This window comes from Natrialba hulunbeirensis JCM 10989 (assembly GCF_000337575.1).
Classification (GTDB): domain Archaea; phylum Halobacteriota; class Halobacteria; order Halobacteriales; family Natrialbaceae; genus Natrialba; species Natrialba hulunbeirensis.
The window spans coordinates 68,485-92,395 of the sequence record NZ_AOIM01000043.1 but is presented as its reverse complement, the minus strand read 5'-3'; the positions used below and the strand labels follow the sequence as shown (position 1 = coordinate 92,395).

Genomic DNA, 23,911 nt, shown 5'->3' with positions numbered 1-23,911 from the left:
TTGGAGTGGGTCTCACTCACGGTCGATGCGACACAAACGTACGCTCGTGCTACTCGTGGTACTCGTAGCTGTCGTCACCGCTTCGGCGACGGCTCCGCTTGCGGCCGCCGGCAGCGTGGCGGTCGGCAGCTCCGCCGACGCCGCCCAGTCGGCCGGCACAGACCACGCACAATCGCACTCGCAATCACAACCGCTTCCAGACGCTCAACCGACGCTCACACAGGAGGCCGTCTCCTGTGAGTACCCACTCGAGTTGACCGACGCGACGGGCGAGACGATCACGCTTGAGGAGGCGCCTGACTCCGTCGTCGCGCTGCAGGCGAGTGACGCCCAGACGATGTACGAGATCGGTGCGGAGGACCGTCTCGACGGCATGCCATACACCGATGCGACGAGCGGGCTCGACCGCGGTGACCGCGTGGATATCAGTGACGGCTGGGAGGTCAACCACGAACAGGTTATCGCGACCGATCCCGACCTCGTGCTGGCGGCAAACACGACGCAGGCCGAGGACATCGAGACACTGCGCGACGAGGCGGACTTCACCGTCTACCACTTCTCGGAGGCCGAATCGGTCGATGACGTGCGCGAGAACGTCCAGACGACTGGCGCGCTCGTCGACGAGTGCGACGGCGCCGACGACACGGTCGACTGGATGGACGACCAGCTCGAAATCGTCGAGACTGCACTCGAGGACACCGATCGCCCACTTGCCTACTACACGATGGATGAGGAGGGCACGACCGCTGGTACGGAAACGTTCGTCGGCGACATCCTGTCGACGGCCGGACTCGAGAACGTCGCCGCGGAGGCGGGCATTACGGGATACGAGCGGATCAACGCCGAGACGGTCGTCGACGCGGACCCGGAGTGGGTCGTCTACTCGGACGATAGGGAGGAACCACCGATTCCGGACGCAGCGACCGAGATCACGGCCGTCGAGGAGGATAACGTGATTGCCGTCGATGCGAACCGACTGAACCAGCCGGCACCGCAGGTCGTGCTGGCAGTCACGTCGATCGTGGAGGAGATCCACCCCGAGGCCTACGAGGAGGCGAGCGCCGAACTCGAGGGATCGACGGCGAGCGATGACGATGGTGCAGACGACGGCGACGGAGATGCGGACGACGACTCGATTCCTGGCTTCGGCGTCACTGCGGCTCTCGCCGCTGTGCTTGCCGCACTCGGTATCGGCGCACGACTGCGATAACCGTCTCTGTTGCAGTCTCAGTCCAAGTGTCTGCGGTTCTGTCGGCTACTATTCTCCCCCGTGGCCCCGTTCGATTCTGAGAGCCGGCGACGAACGAAGTTGAAAAAGGTTTACTCACTTCCCCGCACAGGAACGGGCATGGTCGAGAACGTTATCTGGCCCGCCTATCTCGATGCCTCGCTCTCGCGGGCCGACGGACGGCGTGTGTCGGAGGAGTTGGCAGTCGATGAGCCATCAGTCGACGAAATCGCGAAGGCCGTCCAGCAGATCGGCTACGATGCGACGATCGAGCGCGACAAGGCCTACTCGCGTGAGCCCTGGGCCCAGCGTGGCCGGGTTGTCGTCCGTGGCGCGGAGGACTCGACGAAGAACGATCTCGTGCAAGCCGTCGCGGCGTACGTCGTGGCGATGCGCGAGTGATGGGGCGTTGCGCTGCTCACTACCGACCACACTCCAATGAACTGCTACTGAATTGCCAATGAAACGAATCGGCACAGTCGTCCGAACGGCACAGGGACTCGCGGTGTTACGAGCGGATGCTACAGACGGGGACGCAGCCGACGCACACAGCAACGAAATCGGGACGATCGTACTGGACGACTCGCTCGACGAAGTGGGACGCGTCGTCGACGTCTTCGGCCCGGTCGATCAGCCGTATCTGGCGGTCACGCCGGATGCCGGTGTTCACCTGCCGGGACTCGTGGGGTCGACGCTGTACGCGCGGTGACGGTCGGCGGAGTCAGAGTCGAACCGGGAAATCGGGAACCGAGAACCGAGAACCGAGAACTGAGAACTGAGAACTGAGAACTGAGAACTGAGAACTGAGAACTGAGAACTGAGAACTGAGAACTGGAAACCGGGAGTCAAGAAGAAAACACCCATACGAGCGCGCGCCAAACCCCGCGCCATGAACGACCGGATTCGGATCTTCGCCGCCGTCGGGGTGACGGTCTTGCTGTTTCTCGGCGTCCAGCTCGGCGCGCTGGCGCTCACCGAGCCGTTCTACGAGTCCGGCCACCAGGCCGTCGAGAACCCGGAAGATCCCACGAACAGCGTCGTCTACGTCGCCATTATCCTCGTCGCGACCGCCCTCATGCTCGCCGCCTTCAAGTATAACCTGCAGGGACTCATCCGCGCGCTGATCATCGGCGTGAGTGTGATGGTCGCCTGGTTTGTCTTCGCCGAACTCGTCCCGCCAGTCGTCACGGCCGGCGATGCGGGCGTCAACGTCCTCGCGGTGCTCGCCGCCTTTGGCGTCGGTGCTGCGCTCCTGTTCCATCCGGAGTGGTACGTCATCGACACTGCCGGCGTCCTGATGGGCGCTGGCGCGGCCGCGCTCTTCGGGATTAGCTTCGGGCTCCTGCCCGCCCTGCTCTTGCTCGCGGTGCTCGCCATCTACGACGCCATCAGCGTCTACGGCACCGAGCACATGCTCGACCTCGCGGAGGGCGTCATGGACCTCAAGATTCCCGTCGTGCTCGTGATTCCGCTAACGCTGTCGTACTCCTACCTGTCCTCGTCTGAGGAGTCTGAGCAGTCTGCTGCGTCCACCGACTCCGACGGCTCTGCCGACTCGGCCGACGCGTCCGGGTCCTCCGAGTCACCCAAGCCACCCGAGTCCGATGCAGCGAAGCCGACCGGGGATACGGACGTAGCCAACGAACCCGCACCAGAACCACAGCGCGATGCCCTGTTCATCGGCCTCGGCGACGCCGTGATCCCGACCATCCTCGTCGTCAGCGCGGCCTACTTCCTCGATGCGGGCACGCTCGACGTCCCCGGACTCGCGCTCAACCTTCCCGCACTCGGCGCGATCGTCGGCACGATTGCCGGCCTCGTCGTACTCATGGCGATGGTCGTCCGCGGACGCGCACACGCCGGACTCCCGCTGCTCAACGGCGGCGCAATCGGTGGCTACCTCATCGGCGCACTCGCGAGCGGACTCTCGATCGCGACGGCACTTGGCCTGTAGCCAGGCTGTAACTGCCGTCACACTCCTCACGTACGCTGTCCGCAACCACTCTCAGTCGACCATCTCAACAGTCGCATCTGCGTCGTGCTCGAGTCCCCCTACGAGCGTGTCGATCCGTTCCGTCTCCGGTTCGTCCTGGAACTGCTCGACTTCTGGCGCGTCCGGATACGCACCGGCGACCACGAGAAGATCGCCGTCGTGGGTGAACTTCGAAACATCGGCACGAACTGGAATGCCGTCCGCGCCGTACATCGACGCCTCACCCTCGAACGTCTCGAGTACGACCGTCTCGCCGAGCGACTCCACAGTCCGTTCGTCGACGACCGTCTCGTCGTCGAGCGTCACATCGTCGAACTGGTTCTCCACTCGTCGCGCGATCTCAGCGGTCGACAGCTCGGCAACTGGGTTGAACTCCTCGCCGAGCATCCCTACCTGTGGCGTCGTCGCGACACCGAACAGTCCCGCGTCTGCCTCCGCCGGTCCATCGCCCAGTACGGCCGACAGCATCCCCATCGTCCGCGCGTACTCGCTCGCGAAATTCGTCGCCTCGACGGTCTGTCGGGCAACCGTTCGCGTCTCCACGACTTCCTCGGTCCCCTGATAGGCGTAGCCGGTCTCCTCGAGTGCATCGTCTGAAACGACCGCGGGTGTGGCGGAGAACGAGGTGATGTCTGCGAGCGCGTCGTCGAGACAGCCGGCCATGAGTCCGAGTCCGCAGACCGCCCCTGCGGCGACGAACTCGCGTCTGTCCATACGTGCGAAACGACGAGCACTCGCAAAAGAGCGGTCCTTGCCATCCCGTGGCCGACCTACCGATGACCAATCTACTCGCCTCGGGTGACGAAGCCGCCCTACTCGCCCGACGGCAATCGGTACGTCGGCCCCTCGTCCGTATCCTGCACCTCGACGCCGAGCGACTCGAGTTCGTCGCGCAGGTCGTCGGCGCGCTCGTAGTTGCCGTCTGCACGCTCTTGCTCGCGGACGTCGAGGACGAGATCGACGACGTCGCCCGCGAGCGCAGCGCTCCCGGTGGTGTCGCCGGTAAAGGAGAGGCCGAGGATAGTGCCGAGCTCCTCGAGTGTGTCGACGGCGCGGCGGAGGCCGCGGTAGTCGTATTCATCCCGGTCCTCGCGGTGGGCGTTGATCGCCGAGGCCACCGACAGCAGCGCAGACTGTGCCTCGCGCGTGTTGAAGTCGTCGTTCATCGCTGTCGTGAACGCCTCGCGAGCCTCGTCGACGGCCGTCCGAAGGTCGCCGTCTTCGACTTTCGTTCGCGCCGCTGGCGAGTCGAGGGCTTCGACAGCCGTCTCGTGGGCGCGCTCGAGTTGCTCCCAGCGTTCCTCGGCCTCGGCGATGGTCTCGTCCGAGTAGAGCTGCTGGCTGTTGTACGAGCCGGCTGTCAGGAACGTTCGCATGACGTTCGTTCCCCACTGGTCGACCGCCTCGTCGACGGTGACAAAGTTGCCGAGACTCGAAGACATCTTCTCGTCGGCCATCTGGAACAGTTCGCAGTGGAGCCAGTAGTTCGCGAACTGCTGGCCGGTCGCGGCTTCGGACTGGGCGACTTCGTTCTCGTGGTGTGGGAAGACGAGGTCGCGCCCGCCGACGTGGATGTCGAGCGTGTCGTCCAGGTGGGTCGTGCTCATCGCGGAGCACTCGATGTGCCAGCCGGGGCGGCCCTCGCCCCACGGCGAGTCCCACGTGAGCGCGGTCTCGCAGGCGTGTTCGGCGGGTGCAGCGCCCTCGTGGCGATGTTCCTCGATATCGTCGGGTTCGACGCCGTCGGCCTTCCAGAGCGCGAAGTCAGCGGGATTTCGCTTCTCCGAGCGCTCGTCAGGGTCGCCCTGGGATTCGATTTCGTCGAGTTCCTGGTTCGAGAGCTTGCCGTACTCCTCGAAACTACTCACGTCGAAGTAGACCGAGCCGTTAGACTCGTAGGCGTAGCCCTTCTCGACGAGCGTCTCGACGAGGTCGATGATTTCAGGGATGTGCTCGGAGACGCGCGGGTAGACCTCCGCCCGCAGGAGATTCAGTGAGCGCATGTCCGCGAGCGTGCGCTCGATGTACGTCTCTGCGACCTCGGCTTCGCCCTCACCGAGGTCGTCCTCGCCGACGCGGGCGACGATTTTCTCGTTGATGTCGGTAAAGTTCTCGACGTGGCGCACGTCGTAGCCGCGGTACTCGAGCCAGCGGTGCATGACGTCGACGTGGACCCACGACCGCGCGTGGCCCAGGTGGGGCGGGTCGGAGACCGTCAGGCCACAGTAGTAGAGCAAGACGTTCTCGGGGTCCTGTGGCTCGAACGGCTCCTTTTCGCCCGTCAACGTGTTCGTCACGTACAGGGTCATTAGGACAGTGTACCCGTGGCCCGTAGTTAAACGCTGTCAATGGAAGAATTGCAGCGGCGTCGGAGCGTTTTCACTGTGAGCAGACTAGCGGACTGACACCAAACTATTCAGTCGCCGGCACCCGCTCCAGCGCCCCCTCCACCGTCCGCACCGCGTTCGCACCCTCCCGGCGCTCGACGATCACGATCAGCGTTCCGTTGCCAACAGCGGCCGCCACCGGTTTGATCTCCGCAATGGCGAGGGACTCGAGTGTGGTCGCCAACGCGGCGGCGTCGACCGCGCCGGTAGCGTAGATCGCGGTCAGGTCGCCGCCGTTGGAGCCGAACGCGGTGCCGCCGACGGTGACGAGCGCTGAGCCAGGGTCGTCGACAGTGCCGATGCTGCTCTCCATGCGAACGCTGACGTCGCGGGAGTCGTGGATTGCGGCGGGGAGTTCCTCGGCGTAGCGTCGGAGGGCGGTGGCGATGGCGTCGATGTCGCCGTCGATGTCGCCGATTCCATCGCTGCTCTCGCCAGTCGCTGCATCGCGCTCGTCGCCCGAGAGAAACCGAGCGGCGGCAGTGTAGTTTACGACGCCCGCACGAAGCGCCGTCACGAGGAACGGATGGGCCTCGACCGCGCGGCGCGTCTCGGCTGCCAGTGACATGTTCGTCACGGCACTGGAACGCGGGCAGCATAAAGTCGCCGACTGGTGGCCGCGAGTCAACACTGGTGTCCGTGAGTCGACTCCAGACTCACTGCCGACCGGGGCGCTTTTGCCGCGAGCGCCCAATCTGTCATCTATGAACCCTGACGACGTCGCGGACCTGATCGAATCGGAACTCGAGGACGCCGACGCGACGGTGCGACCTGCCCGGGACAAACACGACGAGGACCACCTCGCGGCGACGGTCATCTCGCCGGCCTTCGAGGGCCAGACGCTGGTCCAGCAACACCAGCAGGTCTACGACGCCCTCGACGACCACATGACGACAGATATCCACGCACTCGAGCTCTCGACGTACACGCCGGAGGAGTACGAAGAGCACGGTGGAGAGTAGGACGAGGCCGAGTAGACCTCCCTCAAGTGAACACTCACCGATCGGAACAGAACCGTAGGATTCTCCTGCTCGCCTGATAGGATACTGCTATGGAATCACTACACCCCCGGATTAGACTGCTCTGGATCGCCCAGGCTGCGATTCTGGCGATCATCCTCGGGATCGTTCTCGCCGCCATCGACCCGTGGCTCCTCGAGATCCCGACCGCCGCCCAGGTTGGCGTCGTCGTCGTCGGAATCGCCCTCGGACTCGCCTACGCTGTTCGGCTCTACCAGGTCTGGCAGTTCGAACTCCAGCCCGACGCGCTCTACTTAGAACGGGGTGTCATCACGTTCGTCGAAACCGCCGTCCCGTTCGTGCGCGTCCAGCACGTCGACACCCAGTTCGGCCCGATCGAGCGCGCACTCGGCCTCTCGAGTGTCGTCGTCTACACGGCCGGGTCGCGAAACGCCGACGTTCGGATTCCGGGATTGACGCCGGATCGAGCGCGTGAGCTACAGGATACTCTCCGCGACCTCGCCGTCGAGAGCGAGGCCGACGACGCGGTCTGATCGCTATGGCACCGACTATGAACAGACTCCATCCGCTCAGCGCGGTTACGTACGCCCTCCAGTACGGCTTCCTCTGGCTCTGGATTCCGGTCGTCCTCCTAATCGTGCTGGCAGGAGCCTTCGACCCGATCAGCGGCGCCTGGGTGCCGTTCGCCGCTCCGTTCGGCTTTCTTGCGGGCGTCGCCTACGGGATCGCCTACTACTACCGCTTCGGCTACGAGGTCACCGACGACACCGTCGATGTCTCGTCAGGCGTGTTCGCCCGCCGCTCCCGTGAGATTCCCTACGGACGCATCCAGAACGTCGACATCAGACAGGGCGTCCTCCAGCGGCTGCTCGATCTCGCAATCGTCTCGATCGAGACCGCTGGCGGCGGCGCCAGCGAAGCGACCCTGAACTTCGTCAGCGAAGCCGAAGCAACCCGTCTCCAGCGCGAGATTCGCCGCCGAACGGCTGCCGCACGCGAGCGCCGCAGAGCCGGGAAAGCAGGCGCGGAAGCGGCTGGCGTTGACACTGAGAGCGAGAACGAGAGCAAGAACGAGAACGAAGCCGATGACACTGCGAGCGATGCCGACGCTGACAGCAGTTCAACCCCAGCCCCAACCGACGCCTCTCGACAGCCAGACTCGCGTGAGCGCCGTGACCAACGTGACCGCGACCAGGGCCAACCCGACGAACGCGACCAACGCGAACAGGACGACCTCTGGGATCATCCACTCGAGTCCGGTTCGGGTTCAGATCTGGAGTCGGATCCAGAGTCGTCCCTGGGGTCGGAACCGAGCCCGGACACGGATCGCGCTTGCGCTCCCGACTCCGAGTCGGCGGCCGAAGTCGGATCTGAGGCGGGTCACGACCGTATCGGGCCGCAACCGGCCGATGCGGTCGATAACAATGCATACGATACGGTCGATGAATTCGACGACGGTGCCGGATTTGACGAGCATGATGACGGCGACGAGTTCGACGAATTCGGCCAGCCACAGAAACAGCCGCTGTTCGACCTGCAGGCTCGCGAGTTGCTGCTCTACTCGTTCACGTCGATCCGAGCAGCAGCGGTTGCGGGTGTGCTCTTCGTCTTCTTCCTGGGAACCGATCTGGTCTTCGACTACCTGGTGACGGTCGCACAGCCGGTCGGCGGCCCGGAGGACCTCGGAACCGGGACGCCCACGAACTACGGCATCCTGACGATCGTCTCGCTGATCAACGGTATCGTCATCACGTACGTCCTGAGCGTGGCGTACACGTTTGCGACGTACTACGACTTCCGGCTCGGACGCGTCGACGAGGACTTCGTCTACGAGCGCGGGCTACTCCAGCGCTACAGCGGTTCGATCCCGGCCGAGAAGGTCCAGTCCGTGACGGTTACGGACAATCCGCTTCAGCGGCTGATCGGCTACGCCGGCCTCTGGGTCGAGACCGCCGGCTACGGCCCCGAGAGCAACGGCGGGAGTCAGTCTGCCGTCCCGCTGGCCGAGAAAGCGCGCGTCTACACGTTCACCGAGAACCTGACTGGCGTCGAGACGCCGAAGTTCGAACAGCTTCCCAAGCTTGCACGTCGGCGCTACCTCGCGCGCTACTCCATTATCGCCGGCGTCATCGTCGCCATCGCGTTCGGGATCACGCAGGTGACCGTACTCGAGCGCTGGTACCTCGCGGCCGTCGTCTTCGTGGCGGTGCCGCCGGCGGCACACCTGCGTTACGTCAACCTCGGCTACTACGTCGGTGAGGACCACCTCGTGGTTCGGCGCGGCTTCTGGAAGCGCCAGACGACCGTGATCCCCTACTACCGGATTCAGACGGTATCGACGCGCCGCTCGATCTTCCAGCGCCGACTCGGTCTCGCTTCCCTCGTGATCGACACGGCGAGTTCGCGGACGATGGTTCGCGGCACGCCGACGATCTACGACGAGGAACTCGGGGATGCGCGAGACGTCCACGGTGAGTGTCGTGAGCGACTCCAGACGGCACTCCGTGAGCGGGCGGAGTCCGACGACCTCGGCGTTTCGGTGGATTTTACCTGACCGGACGCAAGGCTCAGCGTATGGGATCACCTGACGGTACCGACGACAGCAACGACGGCGAGTTCCGAATCGAGGAGGACAGCCTCGGCGAGATGGAGGTTCCGGCCGACGCCTACTGGGGCGCACAGACCCAGCGAGCAATCCAGAACTTCCCGATCTCGGGCATCTCTTTCAGCCGCCGATTCGTCCGCGGACTCGGCGTCGTCAAGAAGGCCGCCGCGCAGGCAAACCGCGACCTCGGACTGGTCGAAGACGACGTAGCCGAGGCGATCATCGAGGCAGCAGATGAGGTTATCGCCGGCGAGCACGACGATCAGTTCCCGGTCGACGTTTTCCAGACCGGCTCTGGCACGTCCTCGAACATGAACGCGAACGAGGTCATCGCGAACCGCGCCGCTGAGATTATGGGCGCGGAGATCGGCGACCGCGTCGTTCACCCTAATGACCACGTCAACTACGGCCAGTCGAGCAACGACGTTATCCCGACCGCGATGCACGTTGCGAGCCTCGAAGCCGTCGAGAAGGACATCATCCCTGCGCTCGACACGCTCCGCGAGTCGCTCGAAGCGAAAGAAGAGGAGTTCGACGATGTCGTCAAAACGGGCCGAACCCACCTGCAGGACGCGACACCAGTCACGCTCGGCCAGGAGTTCGGCGGCTATCGCACGCAGGTTGAGAAAGGACTCTCCCGCGTCGACAAGGCCCGCGAGCACCTCGCCGAACTCGCACTCGGCGGCACTGCAACCGGAACAGGGCTCAACACGCACGAAGAGTTCCCCGGCCGCGCCGCCGAGTACATCACGAAAGAGACCGGCGTCCAGTTCCGCGAGGCGGACAATCACTTCGAGGCACAGTCCGCCCACGACGCAATGTCGGAAGCCCACGGTGCGCTCCGCGTCGTTGCCGGCTCGCTGAACAAGATCGCGAACGACCTGCGCCTGCTCGCCTCCGGGCCACGCAACGGGCTCGGCGAACTCGAGCAGCCCGAGAACCAGCCCGGTTCCTCGATCATGCCCGGCAAGATCAACCCGGTTGTCGCCGAAGCCGTCAACCAGGTCCACAAGCAGGTCGTCGGCAACGACGCCGCCGTCTCCGCCGGCGCAGCGGAGGGCCAGATCGACCTCAACCTCTACAAGCCCGTCCTCGCGCACAACTTCCTCGAGTCCGCCGAACTCATCTCGAACGCGAGCCAGGTCTTCGCCACGCGGTTCGTCGACCCACTCGAGGCCAACGAGGAATTCTGTGAAAACCAGGTCGAACAGTCGATGGCGATGGCAACGTCGCTCAACGTCCACATCGGCTACGACAAGGCCAGCGAGGTCGCAAAGACCGCGCTCAAAGAGGACAAGACCGTTCGTGAAGTCGTACTCGAGAAGGGCTACCTCTCAGAAGAAGAAGCCGACGAAGTGCTCGATCCTGCCGCGATGACCCAGCGCGGCATTCTCGGTCAGGACGAGTAAACTACTCAGTTCCGGGTTTCTGTTTACCACTCTGCTGACTGCTTTTGACATTGGCTGTTTTTAGCTGCTGTCAGCACACATCTTGACAGCGAACAGTTCCATCGAAGCCAGGAATTCTTCGTGCTCTGTCTGTTTTTCTTCCGCGACGCTTGCGACCAAATCGACGCCATGGTGCCGTATCACGTCCGATATGGCCGGAATAAAAATACCCAAGCAGTTTTGAGGGATGCTCGCGTCAGACATAATATGCACACCTGTCGCGACTGCAACCAGTCGTTCCAGACCGAACTCGCGCTCGAACTTCACCGAGACACCTGTCAGAAGGGACAACTGTTCTGCCAGGTCTGTGGCGACCGCTTCCGTGAAGCGGCCGCGACCCAGGACGGGTGGCACTACGAATGTCCGGGTGAGGAGTGTGACGGCGAGGGGCTTCAGCAGGACCTCTATCACGTCGACGACGTTCGAACGGCGACGCACTGACTGGGTTGCAGGCGATTTTCGGTTTAGTTGTCACCCGACTACTAGCCCCGTTTCACTGCTTTCGGTGTCTGTCACGCCTAAGGGCCTGTTCTTCGAGTCTCATACCGTAGCCAGTACACCCAAGATTAGATATAGCACTATAGAATTTATGCGACTGATATATGTCGCCGCACAGTGTTGTATGTTGTCTCATAACATTGTGTTTCCAGCTCTGTATCGCCGCCACTCCCAGCTTATCCACCTCACCACAACAGTCCTGCATCCCTGTCGTTCGGGTTGGTGACCAGAACTATCGCGGTAACACCACCGCAGTCGCTGACGGCCAGTACGAACCCGGTCACACCAGGGAAACGCGGTTCAGAGCGAGTACGGCGAGTGAGAACCGTGTACCCTGAGGGAAGTGTACGACCAGTTTCAGTTGGTTCTACCGCTCCGTGACTGAGAGTGGAACTCCTCGAGTGACGCCACTCAGCCTCTTCGTGCTCTGTGCCATCGACGAATCTCTTCCACAGCTCTCTCGGCTCTCGGCAACACAGACAGACCGATTCTGCTCTATCCCCTCGCTTCAACAGTCAATCCCCTGTCCTGACAGTGTACTCGAGTACACCACGACCAACCGGCCTCACGAGACACAGTTGCCGAATCCACGAACGGCTGTTTGCGACATCACCGCCGATAACCGCATATCGTCCACCAATTCCTCCCGAGAGCTAGTGCCAGAGCGGGTGAACGGGCTACCTAACTCAATACACACCACATCATCGAAACCCGCTCTACGCCGCTCTCAGAGCGTTCTGAGACGCCCCTACTGAACTACCGAAGAAGACACACTTTCTACGCAACTCACCGTCTGAGACCGGTCTGAAGACCGTCCTGCAGGCGCGGGTGTGTCGGGCGCTCTCTTTCCCAGTAAGTCTCGATAGTAGTCTGCTATCATGATTCATCCTCACTACTGCTGTACTCTGTCGACAGCGTTTTGCTGTGCCAGCAGTCGGCGAACTCACGGTGTCCGTCGCCTCCGCACAGTTCTTCGCTGTCCTGGGCTACCGAGTGCTGATTTGTTGTGTCTCTCGGTACTGAGCTCGCTATAGTACCAACTGAAACGATTCACACTGCTCACGTAGCTGTCTTGCGATCGGGTGTGTACTGACTGTCAGTGGCTCCTATCGTCTCCACCGAGAGTTGCTCACTGGTGTTCCACACCGTTGCTGTGCAACTTTTGCCCCACTCGTTTGCCGGACTGGCCTGGCATTCAGGCACATTCCTGTGCTGTTTGATCGATTGCTATAGTAGCCACTGAAAGTCAGTGCACACCCAATCGCACGAAGGCTGTGCGATTAGCGTGTAAACAGTTTCAGTTGTTACTATAGTGNGCTATAGTAGCCACTGAAAGTCAGTGCACACCCAATCGCACGAAGGCTGTGCGATTAGCGTGTAAACAGTTTCAGTTGTTACTATAGTGCTCGCTCAGACGATGACGTGTCCGTTCCGTCCCTTACCCCCACCGCCAGCCGTGGCGATAACTCGGCTGCTGGAGTGGGGCCGTACTCGAGTCCACCCGTCGATACTTCGATACCCAACTTGCCACTGTCCGCGGTCCACTCAATCAGTGCGATCGCAGTCACTCCGTCACGATCACTTCGCATCTGGACGCACCAGGAATGGGTGCCAGATTGGACTCGAGTACAGTCGCGAGTCCGTGCCGAGTCTCGCTGTGTTTGGCTCCCGAACTCGAGCGAATTTCTCCGATCCTATCAGAAAACGTGTGTTCTTCAGGCGCCAGTAGCTTGCTATCCTTCACTTCCCTCCTGAGAGTATATCTGAATTGGTAGGCATACATCTGGGTATATTGTATCTCAACTAGTGGGGTTTCATAGAGACTAATCCTAGTCAGTGTCACTATAACTGTCGCATTATTGGTGACGAGAATGGAGATAAACTCACTTAGCTCTACTAATGGGAACCTTGAATATCACGGCGACTGATGGGTGCTGTATGAGCGACTCTGTGGACACCTCTCGAAAATCTGTCAAAGCATACGTCCCGGCGTATCAGAAGGAGGAATGGCAATCACACGCCGACGAACTCGACATGAGCCAGAGCGAGTTCGTTCGGACGATGGTACAGGCCGGTCGAAAGGGGTTCGAACCCGCCTCAGAGGAACCCTCTTCTCAGGGGTCAGACCCTGGGGGTAACGCCCTCGAAACACAGGTCCTTAATTTACTCTCTACTGACACGTATTCGTGGAACGAGCTCCTGGACGCGGTCAGCGAAGACATTGAATCGCGACTCGATGACACACTCGAGCAACTCCAGTCTGACAACCGAATTCGATACAGCGGTCGCCACGGCGGGTACACGACAACCGGTGGTGGCGATGGCAACTGACGCGACCGGGCAGGTCGAGGACGTCGACGAGCCGATCGCCTACTTTCTCGACGACCAGCGCTATCACGGCAAGAGCGAACGGACGCTCGAGGCCTACGAGCGAGTTCTTCGGCAGTTCGAGACCTTCCTCGGCCAGGAGTTTGCCTCCGTGGAGGCGGTTTCCGACGCGGATCGGCGGGCCTGCATGGCCTGGATTCACTCTCTGCGCGGCGAGTTCGAACCGAGCACGATCGCCACCTACGCCTCCTATCTCAACAGATTCTACGATTACATGAACCGCGTCGGCGCGTTCGAGGAGAACCCGATGGCGCTTGTCATGGAGGAACTGTCCGAATCCATCGACACAAATCCGACCAGACGAGAGCTCTCTATCGGCGAAATGCGGTCGTTCGTGGCCTCGATCTCCCATCCCCTGGAGCGTGCCGTCGTCGTTACACTGCTGAAGACCGGGATGCGTGTCGGTGAGCTCTGTAACCTCGACCTGCGGGATCTCAACGCTGACTTCGAGGCGGTTGCACTCGAGTGGACGCCACGCGTCGAACTCGATCGCCGACCCTCGTCGGTGTACGTCTCCGACGAGCCTTCCCGCGGCGCGGTCACGAACGGGGAGGAACGGACGGCGTCGAACAAGCGAAAGCGTGAGACGGTGATTCCCGTCGACAACGAGTTGCGAGGGGAACTCGAGTCCTGGCTCGCGATTCGCCCGGATGCACTCTCACCCGCAGAGCCGCTGTTTCTCGACACCAGAGATTCGTGGGGCGAACGCCTCACGCCCTCAGACGTTCGCTATATCGTCGAGAAACACGCCCGTGAGCACGGCTGGTACCGGACTGGCGGGGGGACGACCGAGAACGTCACACCACACTACTTTCGGCACTTCTTCACCACGCACCTCCGGGATCGAACGGGCGATCGGGGGACTGTACAGTATCTGCGAGGCGATGTCGCAGGTGACGTGATCGATACGTACACCCACAACTGGGGAGACCGGGTTCGAGAGACGTATCTGGACAACATTTATTCGATGTCTCTTTAGAAAGGGAAATACTACTATCTATTCCTGAATGCAATCACTCCGTGATAACTAGCGCTGTCTTAGATCGAACCAATAAACCAAATATAGATATACTGAATTGGGGTGCGAGACTTGCGATACAGTAGGCCTGATTATATCCTCACCGCTCTAGTGGCGGTGTTTATTATATTCACCTACCCAGCTCAGAGAGGCAACCTAGAAACTTGATCCCTCACCCAATTATTTACCACAACAATCTGCTTTTAGCCCTCTTTTTGAAGTGCTATTTCTTGCGTGTCGACGGTCTCTGCCTCTATTTCGAAAGAAATCGTGCTGTGACTTGTCGATTCAGACAGCGTCCCTTGCTGACTTTCAACTCGTTCGTGCTGGGTATCTTCGTCCGTGGAACGATCACCGTCGTCAGTCTGTTCGATTGACTGCATGGTTGATTCGTTCAGTATTTGGGGTTCTTTGATGTCAATAATGTGCTCTGATCCAAAGTGAACGTTTACGAGGACCCGAGTTTGGTCTGGTTCCTCGGCTGATGCAAGCGAAACAATAGCCCGCTGTTCATCCGACTGTGGTGCCCACACTTCGAAATGAATTGCCTCATCGTCATCGAAGTAGTTCATCACCTCATCACTGTTCCAAGACGTTTCAACGGCTGTGTTAACGTCCGCTGCAGTTAGTGCCTCATGCGGGTCAACGACCGAAACGTCGTGATTTTCTAGCGTTACTTCGTTTTGAAGCGACTCATTTGTTGAACTCGTCGTTGTTGCCGCTGCCAGGGCGGTTCCTACACTGATTATAAGCAATGCAGCGATCGCGATTGTCGTTAGTTTGTATCTCATTTCAATCACGCTATCTTGAGAGCGAGTTTGATGGGAGAATGGAGGTAGCACGCCAGCAGGTGTGTGGCAGTACTGCCGGTAGGTCGGGACTATCGACCAAACGTTCTCCCGTCGTGAACCGCTCTCATGCCACTGTTATGTGAAAGAGTAGATAGTTCTTGATTGGAAAGGATCTGAATACAATTTAGCCCCTTCCCAAATTAGTGGAACGTATGGGGAAATCAACGATATCCCTCACCGACTCCACAAGTTGACTACTTATATGCAGCTAGCTCTTTGAGGACGACGACATTTCCCATTCCACGTCGCTTTCGCTCGACTAACCCTTTCGTTTCGAGTGTATCGAGCGTTCGACTCACAGTTGCTTCTGATAGTGTGGTGTCTTCGGTGATTGTTCGTTGTTGTACCTTTCCATTGCCATCCAGAACGACGGTATACACTTCCTCTTCGTTGTCACTAAGTCGGTTTGCTATCCTATCTAGCTTTTCTCGATGACTCTCCACGATCTCTTCTGCGGTTGGTGGACTCGAGTTGGAACTATCCATTGCGGGGTTTTCGGTTCCGTCCGCTAACGGGGATGAATAACTGTGAGTTACAGCAGCGGGTTCCGTCTGTTCTCGGCGTGTGCTAACGGCGAGATACATTCCACTAGCACCAAGTAAACACGCCGAAACTGCGATAACCCCTACCTCTCGGTACTGGAACTGGTTGCTTAGTTCGACAACCTGTGATCCATCGTTCGCGATTGAAACCTGGACGGGGGTCGGGTTGATCAATTGAACAGCGAGGACAAGAGTCGCTGCAAGAAATGCGACGGCGGCAAGTAATTGCGTACCGTGGAGGGATGTCATACGCATGGGTTTTGTGAACTGCTATCTGCTATGAAACTGTTGGTTCATCCATGTGAAATACTTGTGAAAAGCCGATGTAACTCGGTGAAATGCATTTCATCGGTTTTCAACCTGTTTTCATCACATCGCTTATCAGGTGTTTCATCGATTGCTGTTGTGTGACTACTGACGTAAGGCGCACCGTGATACTGCTGACTAGCTTGGTAGTAATAGGGGCTATTCTAGCCGGTGCCGGAACAGTGGTTGGGATGACTGGTATTCTACCGGATGGACAACCTGCCACAGAATTCCAGATCAGCGACGAAAACATCACAGTAACGGATGGGGATGAAACGTACGTGCTTACCAATGAGTTGTCTACCGTGACCGCAGTTGAACTCGTTGAAACTGCTCCCGGACAGTATGAGATTAGTACTGAACAAACCACCCCATTCACTGATCAGCAACGAGCGGAGGCGATTTCGCTCGCTACTGAGCAGGATCCCATTCAGCAGTACCTTGCGGATAGAGGCGACTATGAGATTACCTTCCAGCCAATTCAGGAAATTGACTGGAAGACAGATCGGTTATGGCTCAACGGTACGGCCGACAGTGAGAATCGAATACACATCGAATCCACCTCCGAGGATAGTGTCCGAATTGATCGTGATCAGAATTATGCTGAGGATCGGGCGTCCGTCATAGTCCGACCACATGCTACTGAACCACCCGCCTATACCGTTGATATTGATATGGAGAACAACGCTGTGATGGAGATCACTGATTGGGAGGCGGTAAACGAATCACACACTCACTCGGACGGTACCGTTCGTGGACCGTGAATGAGTACACGTTTTACTTATGTCTATTCGCGATGCACTCTACCGTTCCCAGTTTTGATATCCTCTCTGCGGGCATATTCCTCATCCAACCCTGATATACTACGTCTGAGTATGGTTCAAGAACGAACCAGTAGGAAATATATCCGAAAGCAAATCACTGCTCGACGGCGAGTTCCGTCTCGAGATCACCGCCGTTCAACAGCGACCGAACGGCTGCGACCTCGTCGGATACTTCGGGGGTGCTCTCGAGTAGTACCGTCTCGCTCGGGAACAGTTGTTCGCCAAGCAGGAGGCCGTGCTCGCGGGCGGTCGAGCCGGTGACGGTGAGGTAGACGCCGAGGCCGGTGTCTGCGATGGCGGCCTCCTCTTCGCGGCCCTCGTTGGGGTAGTGGAACTCGATGTCTTCGAGCACGCTGGTTCCGAGGACGGCCCGGACCAGACGCTCGTACCGCGGTTCGATACAGAGCGGGCCCTCGTAGTCGGCGAGATACTCGCGGTCGAGGGCGGTCGCAGCGGGGACTGTCTCGGGACTGCCCATCAGCGTGTGATAGACCGTGTCGCCGAGGCCGGTGACGACGCGAACGTCGGACTCAGCGGGGTCGATTCGGGCGTTGATATCGGCGATCCGACCGAGTGGGTCCGGCCGGAGGTCGACAACCTCCTCCAGCACGAGATCAGCGCTGTCGAACCCGAGTGCGAACTCGTGGGTCCGAAGTGCGCGGAACGGTTCCTCGCGGCCGACAAGTTGGATCGACGCCTCGTCACTGGCGCTGTCACGGGCGATCCCGTCCGCACCGTCGAGCGGAATCGTCACGCTATCGAAGACGATCCGCCGTGGCTTGCCGGCGCGCGTATCCCGGACGAGCGTGTACTCCGGCGCGGTCGGGTCGTCGACCGTGCTGTACTCTGCGAGACGATGGTAGACGTTCTCCTCGTCTGGATCCAGCGACCCCTTCGTCAGGGCCTTTTCGTGGCGAAGCGTCGACGTGATCTCGTCTGCGAGAGCCGGGACACCGAGTCGGCTCGCGAGTCGATCGAGTACCGACTCGAGTGGTCGTCCTTTGCGAGGAACTGCGATCGGAATCGTCTCGCCCATCGACGGGTTCTCGCCCGGCGAGAGATAAACGAGTTGCGTTTCACCGGAAAATAGCCGCGTGTGTCGTTGTGGTTCGGTGAAATGATAGCCGGTCAGTAGTTCGTGTTGGCGCTGGTGTTAGTGCTCGTGTTCGCCCACTTCGGTTCAGGTATCTGAGAACATCGAGCCGAGCTGGTCGCGCCACTCCTGAATCTCGGTGACGTCATCACGGACATTGTTGAGGCCGCGCTCGACGCGGTCGACGTCATCTTCGACCGAATCAACATCATCTGCGACGGTTTCCACATCGTTTTCGACGGCTTCGATGTCCTCCTCGACGGCGTCGATATCGTCGCCGAGATCGTCGACCGAAGTCTGCAGGTCCGCTGCCAGACTGTCAACTGTCGACTCGAGGTCGTCGACACGGCTATCGACACTGTCGACAGCACCGTCGACTTCCTCGAGTTCCGACGTGAGATCCGTCTCGAGTTGCTCGACGTCTGCGTCAACCGTTTCCAGGTCAGCAATTACGTCGTCGACGTCGCCATCGATGCGCTTGGTTCGGGTGTCGAGCATTTCGACCTCGTCGGTGGTCGACGCGAGACCGTCTTCGAGGTCGGTCGTCCACTCGGTAAGCGTCTCGACTTCGGTCTCGAGTGCATCGACCTGCGAGTCGGTGGCCTCGAGTTGGTCGGTCATCGAGGTGAGGTCGTCTTCGAACGCGGCGAGTTCGCCGCGGAATTCCTCGATGATCTGCTCGTCGGTACCGTTTTCGCCGAGGAAGGACTCGAGTGCGTCGGTGTAGGCGGCGACCTCTTCGACGCGGGTCTGGAGGTGGGTGAGCTTTGCCTGCTGAGCACTGGCGGGCGGCGCGTCGGTCGTGTCCGTCTCCTCATCGTCGCTCGCGTCGTCGGACTCGAGTTCGAGCGCCTCGCGGATGGCCGCGCGGTCGTCGTCAGCGAGGTCGTCGGTTCGGAGTTCGGTTGCGAGTTGGCTGACGAGGCTCGTGGTGTCTGTCGGTTCGGTAGCGGGTGCCGTGTCGGTGTCGTCGGCGGTTACGGCGTTGTCGCTGTCGTCGCCGTCGTCGATATCGACACCGCCACCGACAGAGTCGTCGGAATCCGCTCCGTCGTCTTCCTCGCCGAATTCGGTGCTGTCGTCTTCGGAAGTGGGTGCATCGTCAGTTTCAGCAGCATCGGTGTCCACGTCGTCCGTCTCCTCCTGTCCACCGAAGTCGACGGTTTCGTCGTCTTCCTCGTCTTCCTCGCCTTCGTCGACTTCTTCGACATCGCCACTCTCTGCACTCTCTACACTCTCGTCACTGTCGTCCACTTCTTCGACAGGCTCGTCCGTCACTTCCGGCACATCCGCGTCTGTTTCAGCGTCAACGGCCGTTAACTCGCCGTCGGATTCCGCATCCAGCTCCAGGTCGTCCCCGTCGGGCTCGAGTTCAAGTCCGGGCTCGTCACCGTCGTCGTCGGGTTCGAGTTCGAGCGTTTCGTCTTCGTCCGCTGCATCGGCCGCCGTTTCCGAACTGAGGGCACTCGAGATGGTCTCGTCCTCGTCGAGGTCCGAAATTTCGTCATCGTCGAAACCGAGGTCGATGTCGGGGGCGTCTCCGTCGGTGTCGTCGTTTACTGGCTCTGCGTCTGCGTCTGCATCTGTGTCTGCGTCTGTAGCCGACAGCGGATCGACATCGTCGAGGTCCAGATCGAGGTCGCCGGAGTCGTCGATGTCGGGCTCGTCGCCGTCGGGCGTGAGATCGAGGGCGTCGGTTTCGTCCTCGAGTTCGAGTTCGATGTCTCCCTCGTCTTCGTCTTCATCCTCATCCAGACTGTCCTCGGTATCGGTGTCGGCGTCTGCGCTCGCCGCATCCGCAGCCGGCACGTCTTCGGTCTGTTCGCTCTCGAGTCCCGGCACTGAGCCGGAGTCGCCGGCGATCATGTCCTTGACCGCCTGCGTGCGCTCGTCCGAGACGATGCTGTCGATGACGGCGTCGTCGATTTCGTCGCCGCCGCTGCTCGCGTCGGCTTCGGAGCTGACTTCGACGATTTCGGGGTCACCGAGGAAGTCGGGGACGACCGATTCGTCGTCGATTCGGATACCATACACCGTTACGAGCTGTTCGCCCGGCTCGATCGTGTGGGTAAATTCGACGCGATTGTCCTGGAACGCGGTCCAGTCGTCGCTGTAGTACTCAGGATGGAACCCGACCTTGTCCATCGGGAACGATTCGGGAATGTCTTCGGAGAGTCGAAACGCGACCTGCTCGTCGTGCTCTGAGTCGATCTCGAAGCGAAGCGCAGGTACGGGAAACTCGTCCGCCGCGAACGTTTTTCGGACGGTGAGCCCGTCAGCACTGACCTCGACCACGTCGTCCGTGTCGGCGGTGTTACTCATGGGACCAACGTTACTAGACCATTACTATAAATGATACGGACAGTCATGGCGGGCCAGTCGTTTCTGCAGCGGCGGCTCGTCACATCCGAACTGGCGATGTCAGATTCCAATAGTAAGCGCAGCGGGGACTGCGATCAGTCGCTACGACTCGAGTTCGATCCGGTCGCCAATCTCGATGATCTCGAGTCGCTTCGGGGACGCGAAGCTCTGGGCGTGGTGGTGAAGCACTTTCGGATCCGAGGTTAGCCCCTTCCACATGTCCCAGTGGCTCGGCGCGAGTCGGTCGAGGTCGAGCGCGGCGGCCGCCTCGACGATCTGGTTTTCGTCGTTGTACCAGCGCGTTCGCTTCGGTTCGCGGGTTTCCTTGTCCGGAATCTGGCCGACGGTCCCGAACGCGAGCGCGCCGAGGTCGATGTCGTATTCCGTGCCGATGCGGTCGAACTCGTCGCTCGGCTTGGTGTCGCCGCCGTGGAAGAACGTGCCGGCGTCGTGTTCGATGACGTAGCTTACGGGATGGCTCGCGTCGGGGTCGTTCGCCACGTCGACGTGGACGGTAAACTCGCCGACCTCGAACGTGTCGTCCTCGCTGACCTCGCTGAACTGGTCGTCGCTTACGTCCCACTCGTCAGTCCACGATTCGTCTTCGCGCGCGACCGCGAGGCTGTCGTCGGGTGCGTAGAACGTCGCGCCCGTGTTCGCGAGGATCGGTGCCTGACTCGGGCCGTGGACGTGGTCGGTGTGTTCGTGCGTCGCGAGCACAGCATCGGCTTCGTCGACGTCCTCGGGGTCGAACGGAACGGGAATCATCCGGATCGTCCGCGGCGGATCGCCGAGTCCGACGTACGGATCGATGTAGATCGTCGTCTCGTCGCTCCCCTTGAGGATGAAGCCGTTGCAGCCGAGATACCAGATAGAGACGCCGTCCGGCGAGGCGTCTTCGACGTCACGTACGAGCCAGTCTCCCCAGTCGCTCTGGATCATAGCTGATGATGGGCGGAGTGGTTGGGTAAGTGTTACTGTGTCGCCGGTCGCGACTGCGTTGCTGAGATAGTCAGCACGTAGGAACGTTGGCCAGTCGGTACGTCGGCAGCTCTGGCAGTCAGATCGAGAAAAAGCGGAGTCGAAGCAGAGTGACAGCGAACGCTGTGACTACCAGGTCCCGTGGAACGTGTCGAACGAGAGTTGGTCGAGTGGCTTGTTCCCGACGGCAATCTCGTACTCACCGGGGGTGAGCATCGGCTTGTGGAACTGCGGGCCGTCGTCTGTCGTGATCCGCGGACAGCCAGTGTTGACGAAGGCGTCCATATCGAAATTCCGGAGCCGATCGGGGGTGACCTCGTCCATCGTGATGAGGTAGGCGTCGTCGTTGTTCTCGAGTATCTGCTGGGCCTGATCCCAGCGACCCTGACCGATCTTGGTGCAGAAGATGACGCCCCACTTCTGGGCGTCCATCGCTTTGTGAACCGAGGCGTAGCGCTGCTTCATGAACTTCTCCGTGTCCGCGACGGTGACGACGTTGTTGACCGGATCACCGATGACGACGTGCTTGTCTGGGTGTTCCATCGCGAGTCCGAGCGGGTGGAACTTCCCGCCGCCGACGTAGAGCACCTGATCCGCGGGCACATCTGCACTCGCGTAGTTGCAGCCGAGCACCTGCCCCTCGTGGGTGAGTCGGTCGTCGCCACGGCGGCTGTGAACCTCGTAGCCGTGCTCCTCGAGGAACGCCGACATCTCCTCGTAGCGGTTCATGTGCTGGGCCGTCGTCACGAGGCCGACGCCCTCGGTTTCCTCGGGATCCTCGAGCGTCTCGAGTGCCTCCTCCATAATCGGGAGCACTTCGACGTTCGAGAACAGCGGCACGTAGATGACCTTGTCCGTGTTCTTCATCGGCGAGTGGCCGAAGTGGACGAACACGTCGGTGCGCTTCATCAGGTAGGTGTCTAGGTCACAGGCACCGTAGCAGGGCTGGCCCGAGAGCATGAACGTCACGTCGTCGCCGGCGAGTTCGCGCAGGTCGTCGGCGACGGAGGGGCCGCGGCGTTTGAGGCCCTCGGGGAACTGCAGACCGACCTTCTCGGCGTCGCGTTCCTCGATGGCGTCGATGATGCGATCGAGTTCGTAGTCCCACTCGCGGTCGTGCTTGAGCTGCATTCCGGTGTTCCGGAGGTCCCCTTCGGTGTACGTCGACTCTGACTCCGACTCCTGACTCATTGGCCGTCCTAACGGCCACGAACGTATAACGGCGGCGCTTCTGCGTGTGACTGCGTCTCGGACGTGGGTGCTCGCCGATGCCGGCACTCGTCGGTCAGTTTGGGGTGACGGAGATGGATTGTACTCGAGTTGCCCGTCCGAACTGTATTACCTTCCAAACTGCTTTCCCGTCCGAACTGTCCTTTCTTCGAACCCGACCCAACAGTCATAGTACTGGAGTCTAAACGGGGTGGTAATGGCAGCGGAACGGTCTACAGACGGCTATCTCTTCGACCTCTACCGCCGGTATATCGGCGAACCCGAGAACCGGACCGACGTCTATCTCGGGTTCGGTCTGTTCCTGGGTGGGATCGGCCTGGCGGTGGTCGCACTGGTGCTCTTTCTCTGGAGCAGCACGTTCAGCAGAGCAGACGCGGCGTACTTCATGTGGGTGCAACCTGCGTACGCGCTCGGGATGCTCTCGCTTCCGGCGATGATCCTCGGCGTCGTCGTCCTCTTACCCGCTGATCGCCGCGTTATCGGCGTCTCGGTGGTCGGTGCGGCGATCACCGTCGTCGCAACGGCTGGGTTCCTGTACGCCTATCCCGACAGCTGGAACTTCATGGGCGAGACCGACTACACCGTCGAGGTAACGGCGACCTACGCGGTTGGACTGGCTGGGATTACGGCTTCGACGGGAGCCGCACTCGTCGCGCACTATCTCGAGTTGGCTCGCCAGGTCGAGACGGTTGAGGTGGGCAAAGACGAAGACGAGGAGGAGACGGGTCCCGAGTATACGGACGCGGACATCGAGCGTGACATCGACGAAGCGATGGAGGACGTCGAACTCTCCTGGGGTGGCGTCGAGAAAACCGAGCACAAGCGCCTGAGTTTCTCCGAGGATCAGTTCGACAGTGTCTCCGTCGACACCGATGCGGGAACGAAGAAAACGCGCTCGACCGGCGTTGACGCGCAGGTCGAAGGGCTCAAGGGACTGAAAGGTGGCGAGACGAAGAAGAAAACCTCCAGTTCGACCGTCGACGATCAGACGGCGAAGCTGAAGGAACTGCGCGAGCAGCGACAGGCGGAGTCCGAGTCTGGGGGAACGTCCGGGAGCGGGCATCAGTCGGCCGATGGCCGCTTCGGGCCATTCGCCGCAGTACTTGAACGGATTCGATCGGTCGTTCGCCGAGAATAGGCGTGTCGAGCGCTCTAGCAGTAAATTCTTTGTGAATTTC

General features: G+C 60.6%; 22 protein-coding genes. 13 read left to right on the top strand and 9 right to left on the bottom strand.

Annotated features, from left to right (window positions below; translation table 11 throughout):
* Window positions 1-25 precede the first annotated feature (25 nt).
* The 4 genes from C483_RS18970 to C483_RS18955 all read left to right on the top strand — a co-directional run bounded on the left by C483_RS18970 (window position 26) and on the right by C483_RS18955 (window position 3,182).
* A complete protein-coding gene (locus C483_RS18970; protein ID WP_006654984.1) occupies window positions 26-1,210 on the top strand; it encodes a PGF-CTERM-anchored ABC transporter substrate-binding protein in 1,185 nt (394 codons plus the stop codon).
* 138 nt (window positions 1,211-1,348) lie between these two features.
* Window positions 1,349-1,630, top strand: coding sequence for a signal recognition particle subunit SRP19 (gene srp19, locus C483_RS18965; protein ID WP_006654983.1), 282 nt, complete (start codon window positions 1,349-1,351; stop codon window positions 1,628-1,630).
* 58 nt (window positions 1,631-1,688) lie between these two features.
* Window positions 1,689-1,937: an H/ACA ribonucleoprotein complex subunit GAR1 gene (locus tag C483_RS18960; protein WP_006654982.1), complete on the top strand. Its 249-nt coding sequence runs from the start codon at window positions 1,689-1,691 to the stop codon at window positions 1,935-1,937.
* A gap of 180 nt (window positions 1,938-2,117) precedes the next feature.
* Window positions 2,118-3,182: a presenilin family intramembrane aspartyl protease PSH gene (locus C483_RS18955; protein ID WP_006654981.1), complete on the top strand. Its 1,065-nt coding sequence runs from the start codon at window positions 2,118-2,120 to the stop codon at window positions 3,180-3,182.
* A 51-nt stretch (window positions 3,183-3,233) separates the two neighbouring features.
* On the opposite strand, the gene C483_RS18950 is transcribed toward C483_RS18955, so the two are convergent.
* The 3 genes from C483_RS18950 to C483_RS18940 all read right to left on the bottom strand — a co-directional run bounded on the left by C483_RS18950 (window position 3,234) and on the right by C483_RS18940 (window position 6,176).
* Window positions 3,234-3,935, bottom strand: a complete 702-nt coding sequence (locus tag C483_RS18950) for a DUF6517 family protein (protein WP_006654980.1) — start codon at window positions 3,933-3,935, stop codon at window positions 3,234-3,236.
* 98 nt (window positions 3,936-4,033) lie between these two features.
* A complete protein-coding gene (gene cysS, locus C483_RS18945) occupies window positions 4,034-5,530 on the bottom strand; it encodes a cysteine--tRNA ligase (RefSeq protein WP_006654979.1) in 1,497 nt (498 codons plus the stop codon).
* A gap of 103 nt (window positions 5,531-5,633) precedes the next feature.
* Window positions 5,634-6,176: a DUF7523 family protein gene (locus C483_RS18940; protein WP_006654978.1), complete on the bottom strand. Its 543-nt coding sequence runs from the start codon at window positions 6,174-6,176 to the stop codon at window positions 5,634-5,636.
* A gap of 136 nt (window positions 6,177-6,312) precedes the next feature.
* Between C483_RS18940 and C483_RS18935 the strand changes: the two genes are divergently transcribed.
* The 7 genes from C483_RS18935 to C483_RS18900 all read left to right on the top strand — a co-directional run bounded on the left by C483_RS18935 (window position 6,313) and on the right by C483_RS18900 (window position 14,506).
* Complete coding sequence (locus C483_RS18935; RefSeq protein ID WP_006654977.1) at window positions 6,313-6,570, top strand: BolA family protein; 258 nt, start codon at window positions 6,313-6,315, stop codon at window positions 6,568-6,570.
* A gap of 89 nt (window positions 6,571-6,659) precedes the next feature.
* Window positions 6,660-7,121, top strand: coding sequence for a PH domain-containing protein (locus tag C483_RS18930; protein WP_006654976.1), 462 nt, complete (start codon window positions 6,660-6,662; stop codon window positions 7,119-7,121).
* Window positions 7,122-7,138: 17 nt separating this feature from the next.
* Window positions 7,139-9,142, top strand: a complete 2,004-nt coding sequence (locus C483_RS18925) for a PH domain-containing protein (RefSeq protein ID WP_241431540.1) — start codon at window positions 7,139-7,141, stop codon at window positions 9,140-9,142.
* Between the two features lie 20 nt (window positions 9,143-9,162).
* On the top strand, window positions 9,163-10,602 hold the full coding sequence (locus C483_RS18920) for a class II fumarate hydratase (RefSeq protein ID WP_006654974.1): 1,440 nt from the start codon (window positions 9,163-9,165) through the stop codon (window positions 10,600-10,602).
* Between the two features lie 246 nt (window positions 10,603-10,848).
* Complete coding sequence (locus C483_RS18910; RefSeq protein WP_006654972.1) at window positions 10,849-11,082, top strand: hypothetical protein; 234 nt, start codon at window positions 10,849-10,851, stop codon at window positions 11,080-11,082.
* 1,995 nt (window positions 11,083-13,077) lie between these two features.
* Window positions 13,078-13,470 carry a DUF5805 domain-containing protein gene (locus tag C483_RS18905; protein WP_006654971.1) on the top strand — a complete coding sequence of 131 codons (393 nt, stop codon included), beginning with the start codon at window positions 13,078-13,080 and terminating at the stop codon, window positions 13,468-13,470.
* Window positions 13,460-14,506: a tyrosine-type recombinase/integrase gene (locus C483_RS18900; RefSeq protein WP_006654970.1), complete on the top strand. Its 1,047-nt coding sequence runs from the start codon at window positions 13,460-13,462 to the stop codon at window positions 14,504-14,506. Before C483_RS18905 ends, C483_RS18900 begins: the two co-directional genes overlap by 11 nt.
* 242 nt (window positions 14,507-14,748) lie before the next feature.
* Here C483_RS18900 and C483_RS18895 read toward each other — a convergent pair whose 3' ends face one another.
* Both C483_RS18895 and C483_RS19690 read right to left on the bottom strand, forming a co-directional pair.
* Entirely contained in the window at window positions 14,749-15,336 is a 588-nt protein-coding gene (locus C483_RS18895; protein WP_152419906.1) for a hypothetical protein, read from the bottom strand.
* Window positions 15,337-15,590: 254 nt separating this feature from the next.
* Entirely contained in the window at window positions 15,591-16,187 is a 597-nt protein-coding gene (locus C483_RS19690) for a DUF7343 domain-containing protein (RefSeq protein WP_006654968.1), read from the bottom strand.
* Between the two features lie 158 nt (window positions 16,188-16,345).
* On the opposite strand from C483_RS19690, the gene C483_RS18890 reads away from it, so the two are divergent.
* The gene (locus C483_RS18890) at window positions 16,346-17,008 is read left to right on the top strand and encodes a hypothetical protein (RefSeq protein WP_241431539.1); all 663 of its coding nucleotides are present in this window, start codon (window positions 16,346-16,348) and stop codon (window positions 17,006-17,008) included.
* A gap of 154 nt (window positions 17,009-17,162) precedes the next feature.
* On the opposite strand, the gene C483_RS18885 is transcribed toward C483_RS18890, so the two are convergent.
* The 4 genes from C483_RS18885 to dph2 all read right to left on the bottom strand — a co-directional run bounded on the left by C483_RS18885 (window position 17,163) and on the right by dph2 (window position 22,694).
* Window positions 17,163-18,104: a hypothetical protein gene (locus C483_RS18885; protein WP_006654966.1), complete on the bottom strand. Its 942-nt coding sequence runs from the start codon at window positions 18,102-18,104 to the stop codon at window positions 17,163-17,165.
* A gap of 144 nt (window positions 18,105-18,248) precedes the next feature.
* Window positions 18,249-20,483, bottom strand: coding sequence for a hypothetical protein (locus C483_RS18880; RefSeq protein ID WP_006654965.1), 2,235 nt, complete (start codon window positions 20,481-20,483; stop codon window positions 18,249-18,251).
* Window positions 20,484-20,624: 141 nt separating this feature from the next.
* Entirely contained in the window at window positions 20,625-21,464 is an 840-nt protein-coding gene (locus C483_RS18875; RefSeq protein ID WP_006654964.1) for an MBL fold metallo-hydrolase, read from the bottom strand.
* Window positions 21,465-21,632: 168 nt separating this feature from the next.
* A complete protein-coding gene (gene dph2, locus C483_RS18870; protein WP_006654963.1) occupies window positions 21,633-22,694 on the bottom strand; it encodes a diphthamide biosynthesis enzyme Dph2 in 1,062 nt (353 codons plus the stop codon).
* A gap of 235 nt (window positions 22,695-22,929) precedes the next feature.
* On the opposite strand from dph2, the gene C483_RS18865 reads away from it, so the two are divergent.
* Complete coding sequence (locus C483_RS18865; protein ID WP_006654962.1) at window positions 22,930-23,871, top strand: DUF7139 domain-containing protein; 942 nt, start codon at window positions 22,930-22,932, stop codon at window positions 23,869-23,871.
* Window positions 23,872-23,911 lie beyond the last annotated feature (40 nt).

Coding starts and splice junctions, on each gene's coding strand:
- C483_RS18970 (WP_006654984.1), top strand. CDS start 26: ATGCGACACAAACGTACGCTCGTGCTACTCGTGGTACTCGTAGCTGTC.
- C483_RS18880 (WP_006654965.1), bottom strand. CDS start 20,483: ATGAGTAACACCGCCGACACGGACGACGTGGTCGAGGTCAGTGCTGAC.
- C483_RS18930 (WP_006654976.1), top strand. CDS start 6,660: ATGGAATCACTACACCCCCGGATTAGACTGCTCTGGATCGCCCAGGCT.
- C483_RS18920 (WP_006654974.1), top strand. CDS start 9,163: ATGGGATCACCTGACGGTACCGACGACAGCAACGACGGCGAGTTCCGA.
- cysS (WP_006654979.1), bottom strand. CDS start 5,530: ATGACCCTGTACGTGACGAACACGTTGACGGGCGAAAAGGAGCCGTTC.
- C483_RS18865 (WP_006654962.1), top strand. CDS start 22,930: ATGGCAGCGGAACGGTCTACAGACGGCTATCTCTTCGACCTCTACCGC.
- C483_RS18935 (WP_006654977.1), top strand. CDS start 6,313: ATGAACCCTGACGACGTCGCGGACCTGATCGAATCGGAACTCGAGGAC.
- C483_RS18940 (WP_006654978.1), bottom strand. CDS start 6,176: ATGTCACTGGCAGCCGAGACGCGCCGCGCGGTCGAGGCCCATCCGTTC.
- C483_RS18910 (WP_006654972.1), top strand. CDS start 10,849: ATGCACACCTGTCGCGACTGCAACCAGTCGTTCCAGACCGAACTCGCG.
- C483_RS18955 (WP_006654981.1), top strand. CDS start 2,118: ATGAACGACCGGATTCGGATCTTCGCCGCCGTCGGGGTGACGGTCTTG.
- C483_RS18950 (WP_006654980.1), bottom strand. CDS start 3,935: ATGGACAGACGCGAGTTCGTCGCCGCAGGGGCGGTCTGCGGACTCGGA.
- C483_RS18900 (WP_006654970.1), top strand. CDS start 13,460: ATGGCAACTGACGCGACCGGGCAGGTCGAGGACGTCGACGAGCCGATC.
- C483_RS18905 (WP_006654971.1), top strand. CDS start 13,078: ATGAGCGACTCTGTGGACACCTCTCGAAAATCTGTCAAAGCATACGTC.
- C483_RS18925 (WP_241431540.1), top strand. CDS start 7,139: ATGAACAGACTCCATCCGCTCAGCGCGGTTACGTACGCCCTCCAGTAC.
- C483_RS18885 (WP_006654966.1), bottom strand. CDS start 18,104: ATGGGCGAGACGATTCCGATCGCAGTTCCTCGCAAAGGACGACCACTC.
- C483_RS18960 (WP_006654982.1), top strand. CDS start 1,689: ATGAAACGAATCGGCACAGTCGTCCGAACGGCACAGGGACTCGCGGTG.
- C483_RS18875 (WP_006654964.1), bottom strand. CDS start 21,464: ATGATCCAGAGCGACTGGGGAGACTGGCTCGTACGTGACGTCGAAGAC.
- srp19 (WP_006654983.1), top strand. CDS start 1,349: ATGGTCGAGAACGTTATCTGGCCCGCCTATCTCGATGCCTCGCTCTCG.
- C483_RS19690 (WP_006654968.1), bottom strand. CDS start 16,187: ATGACATCCCTCCACGGTACGCAATTACTTGCCGCCGTCGCATTTCTT.
- C483_RS18895 (WP_152419906.1), bottom strand. CDS start 15,336: ATGAGATACAAACTAACGACAATCGCGATCGCTGCATTGCTTATAATC.
- dph2 (WP_006654963.1), bottom strand. CDS start 22,694: ATGAGTCAGGAGTCGGAGTCAGAGTCGACGTACACCGAAGGGGACCTC.